Raw genomic sequence first — 3337 nt, 5'->3', positions numbered from 1 at the left:
CTGGTAGACCGGGGTACTAAAAAAAGACTGTTGCCGGTTTTCTACGACGATAATTATATATCCATTTTACCTGGCCAGACCAAGAAAATAAGTATGGAATTTTCTGCCTCTGCCGGTAGTAAGCCTCTTGTTGCTGTCGAAGGATGGAATCTTCCGGAGCAGTTTATAGAAGTACAGGGAAGCCAGTATTAAATAATGGAAAGCATTATTATACGAAATAACCGACTACGGCTAATTGGTATGGTTATCATTAGCGGACTCTTACTTTTATATTTTTGTACAGGTCCATTTAGCTGGTTTACAAGTACGATGAGTGTTATTTTTGGGCTACTCTTCAGTTATTCTGCCATTGATTTAATTCGAAATGCTCCACAGCTTATCATATCCGAAGAAGGACTCTTTGTCCGAAAACATGGTTGGTATCACTGGGATTTGTTGGACGCGTATTGGATAGAGGTAGAAAAGGACCATGAAAATGAGCCCAAGGAGTATCTGATGATTAGACTGAAAGGAGGAGAATTGATTAAATGTATGATCCGAGACTTTGATCTGTCAAGCACTGAAATTTATAGCGGTATCGATAGGTATAAATCCAACTATTCTAAAAATATACACCACCAGGGATAACAATTAGTTCTTTTCAAATTCAATGATATAGGTGGAGCAATACTTGCCTAGATCGGAGTATTTAAAGAAAAGACGGGCTTTTTTACCCAGGCGCAAACTGGTTCTTTTTTTGCTGATATCTTCAGTTGTATTCATTGGCTGAAGAGAAGGATACCAAAGCACATGCCCTGGTTTTTCCAATAATTTTTGGGGAGCTGACCAGGCTTGCGCATGGTTTGCTTTCCCCAGGTCTTTATGTCGATTAAAGGAGATGAATAACTCATCTCCAACCCAGGACTGCCCTTCAACTTTGCCCATCAGCATAACCCAGCATTCCAGGTATTCGTTCCAACTGACAGAAGGCCCCCAATGAAAACCTCCCGAAGGAGAAGATGCTGGTCCACCCCCAGCTTCCAGGGGCATTTGTAAAGAGGCAATGGGTTTTCCTATACCATCCCAGCTGGCAGCAAATGCCTTTCCATCCCAACGTTGTGCTTTTCCCTGTGGTTGCTCCAAATCTGCAATGGCAATGCGTGCCACGCTGATGCACTGTCCGCCCCATTCCTCCAGCGGATCATAAGCTGCCGAATCATATATCCCGGGATATCCATATTCTCCATAAAAGAGGTAAATAGAATCGCCTACCGCAACTGCAGAAGGATCGCCCACACCGCCGGCAAAGGTCTTGGAAGTATTATGCGGTTTAAGGATCATACGCGTTTGTTTGTCTTCGAGGAAGAGCCCCCGGTTTTCCCAGTTCCACCCACCATCCGTCGATTTCATGATACCAATCCGGCAAACGGCAGCTGGGGTAATCCGGTCGGTAAGTCCCAATGGCCATTTATGATTTATATATCCTTCACCAGTACCCGAATCGTAGGGCAGTGTTTCCGGGTAGTTTTCATTGTGATAAATTGCATACAGGGTTTTTCCTGAACCATCTTTGGTATCCTGGTAAACGGTTTCAAACCAGATGGCTCCATGCAAACCTGTTTTCCCAATCGGGGCATTCTGCGGTAAGCCAGGGGTCTTGTAGGCAGCTGCGGGGTTACTGAATGCTTCATCAGCATGCATGCCACTAGAGAACTTTAAGTCATTTGCCGGGCCCCAGACCGGGTCTTCGCCATATTTACCGGGAAAAATGCGAAAGGTATCGCCAATCCAGGCTGCTGCCATATTACAGTCTACAAAATTATTGAAGTGAAATGTGTCGGTACTAACTAGCCTAAAGCCCGGGCTAAAATCCTGTTGGGCTCCAGGGTTCTTGCAGGAGGTGGTCATCATCAGCCAGGCAACCGGAAGGACAGATAATAAACGTAGCATGGTTTCCCATTTAAATAGTACGCTATAAGTTACAATAATTCGTTTGTACCATCGATAATAGAGCTGTATTTTGTTGGAAAGGATACGCCCGGTAAGCAATGAAACAGCTTCGCATGGCTGCGCTTAGTGCAGCATTCATGGCCTTGATTTTTTCAGGCGCTCAACTTTTTTCAAGGCTGCAATTGCCGTATGAAAATGGCCGTTATTTTGATGCATGTCGGCAAGTAGTGTACGAGCAACAAGCAATAGCAGGCTATGCTTTTATCGTTTTGTCAGCAGTAGTTGTGCTGGTATTTATACTTGTTTCTTTGGGTGGCGACAAAGAAAAAACAGGTTCATAAGCTTAGCTGACCTTGAAAAAAATGTTGTAGATAAATACATCAGCAAGCAGTCAGCCAGGGAGCATGCAGCAGCATCGCACAAAAAAATATATGAAGCACTGAAAATTTTTCAGCCTTTTTTTTTAGTAATTTCATATGAACCAAGACTACTATTGAACTGTGAACGGCGTGACTGATACTTATTGCCTCCATTCAGATAAAGAACTGGAAAATGAATTTGAAAGTTTATTCAAAACACATAACCAGTCTGTTTATTTGCTTGCGCTTAAAGTAACCAAATCACACCAGCAGGCCTGCGACATTATGCAGGATGTATTTGTAAAACTGTGGGAAATGCACCCTCAGTGGGGAGAAATCCGCAATTTTGAAGCCTGGCTACACCGGGTAACCCGGAACAGGCTCATCGATTTTCTTCGAAAAACAGCAGCTGACCATCGTTTGCAGGATAAACTCTGGAATAGTATGGAACAGCAGGATTACTCCGCAGATTCTGCGCTGGACCTGAAAGACTCAACGGCAAAACTGCAATTGATCGTAGATAAATTACCCCCACAACGTAGGTTGGTTTACCAGCTTAGCCGAGATAAAGGGCTTAGTTATACCGAAATTGCTGATGAACTGTCTATCTCGCGGCATACCGTAAAGAATCAATTATCCCATGCCCTGAGATTTCTTCAAAAAAAATTATCCCTGGAATAGGAACACCCGGTCGTTGCTTCGTCTAATAAGAAGATGTACCTAACATCATCCCAATGAATCAAAGGTTTAAACACCTGTTCAGGAAATACCTGGATAACAGTTGTAGCAGGGAAGAATTCAACGAATTATTTGCCTATATGGAACAACAGGGAGATACGAACTCTCTGGATAAGCTAGTAGATTCTTTGTTGAAAGAGCAGGAGGCGGCTAAGACGCTGCCCAGGAAAAAACTGTTTCCGGCAATTGCTGTAGCAGCTTCCATATTGGTTGTGCTCTTAGGAGCGGCTTGGTGGCTAAGCCAGCCAACCGCTGTTGCTATTGCGGAAAACAGAAACACGGTTGATGTGGTAACAACGATTTCAAAAACA

Annotated in this window: 5 protein-coding genes; 4 read left to right on the top strand and 1 reads right to left on the bottom strand. The window is 43.7% G+C overall.

Annotated features, from left to right (window positions below; all coding sequences use genetic code 11):
* Positions 1–192: hypothetical protein (locus tag A1D16_RS04890; protein WP_290708135.1), on the top strand; the 192-nt coding region annotated here is incomplete at its 5' end.
* 438 nt (positions 193–630) lie between these two features.
* On the opposite strand, the gene A1D16_RS04885 is transcribed toward A1D16_RS04890, so the two are convergent.
* Complete coding sequence (locus tag A1D16_RS04885) at positions 631–1929, bottom strand: hypothetical protein (RefSeq protein ID WP_290708134.1); 1299 nt, start codon at positions 1927–1929, stop codon at positions 631–633.
* A 113-nt stretch (positions 1930–2042) separates the two neighbouring features.
* On the opposite strand from A1D16_RS04885, the gene A1D16_RS04880 reads away from it, so the two are divergent.
* From A1D16_RS04880 to A1D16_RS04870, 3 genes are all read left to right on the top strand, one after another.
* Complete coding sequence (locus tag A1D16_RS04880) at positions 2043–2270, top strand: hypothetical protein (protein WP_290708133.1); 228 nt, start codon at positions 2043–2045, stop codon at positions 2268–2270.
* A 159-nt stretch (positions 2271–2429) separates the two neighbouring features.
* Positions 2430–2969, top strand: coding sequence for an RNA polymerase sigma-70 factor (locus A1D16_RS04875; protein WP_290708132.1), 540 nt, complete (start codon positions 2430–2432; stop codon positions 2967–2969).
* A gap of 53 nt (positions 2970–3022) precedes the next feature.
* The coding region (locus A1D16_RS04870) for a hypothetical protein (RefSeq protein WP_290708131.1) at positions 3023–3337 on the top strand (315 nt) is incomplete at its 3' end.

Origin of the sequence: Flavihumibacter sp. CACIAM 22H1, assembly GCF_001601815.1 — a bacterium.
Classification (GTDB): Bacteria; Bacteroidota; Bacteroidia; order Chitinophagales; family Chitinophagaceae; genus Flavihumibacter.
The sequence above is the reverse complement of the archived record's forward strand: the minus strand, read 5'-3'. Positions and strand labels throughout refer to the sequence as shown.

Coding starts and splice junctions, on each gene's coding strand:
- A1D16_RS04885 (WP_290708134.1), bottom strand. CDS start 1,929: ATGCTACGTTTATTATCTGTCCTTCCGGTTGCCTGGCTGATGATGACC.
- A1D16_RS04880 (WP_290708133.1), top strand. CDS start 2,043: ATGGCTGCGCTTAGTGCAGCATTCATGGCCTTGATTTTTTCAGGCGCT.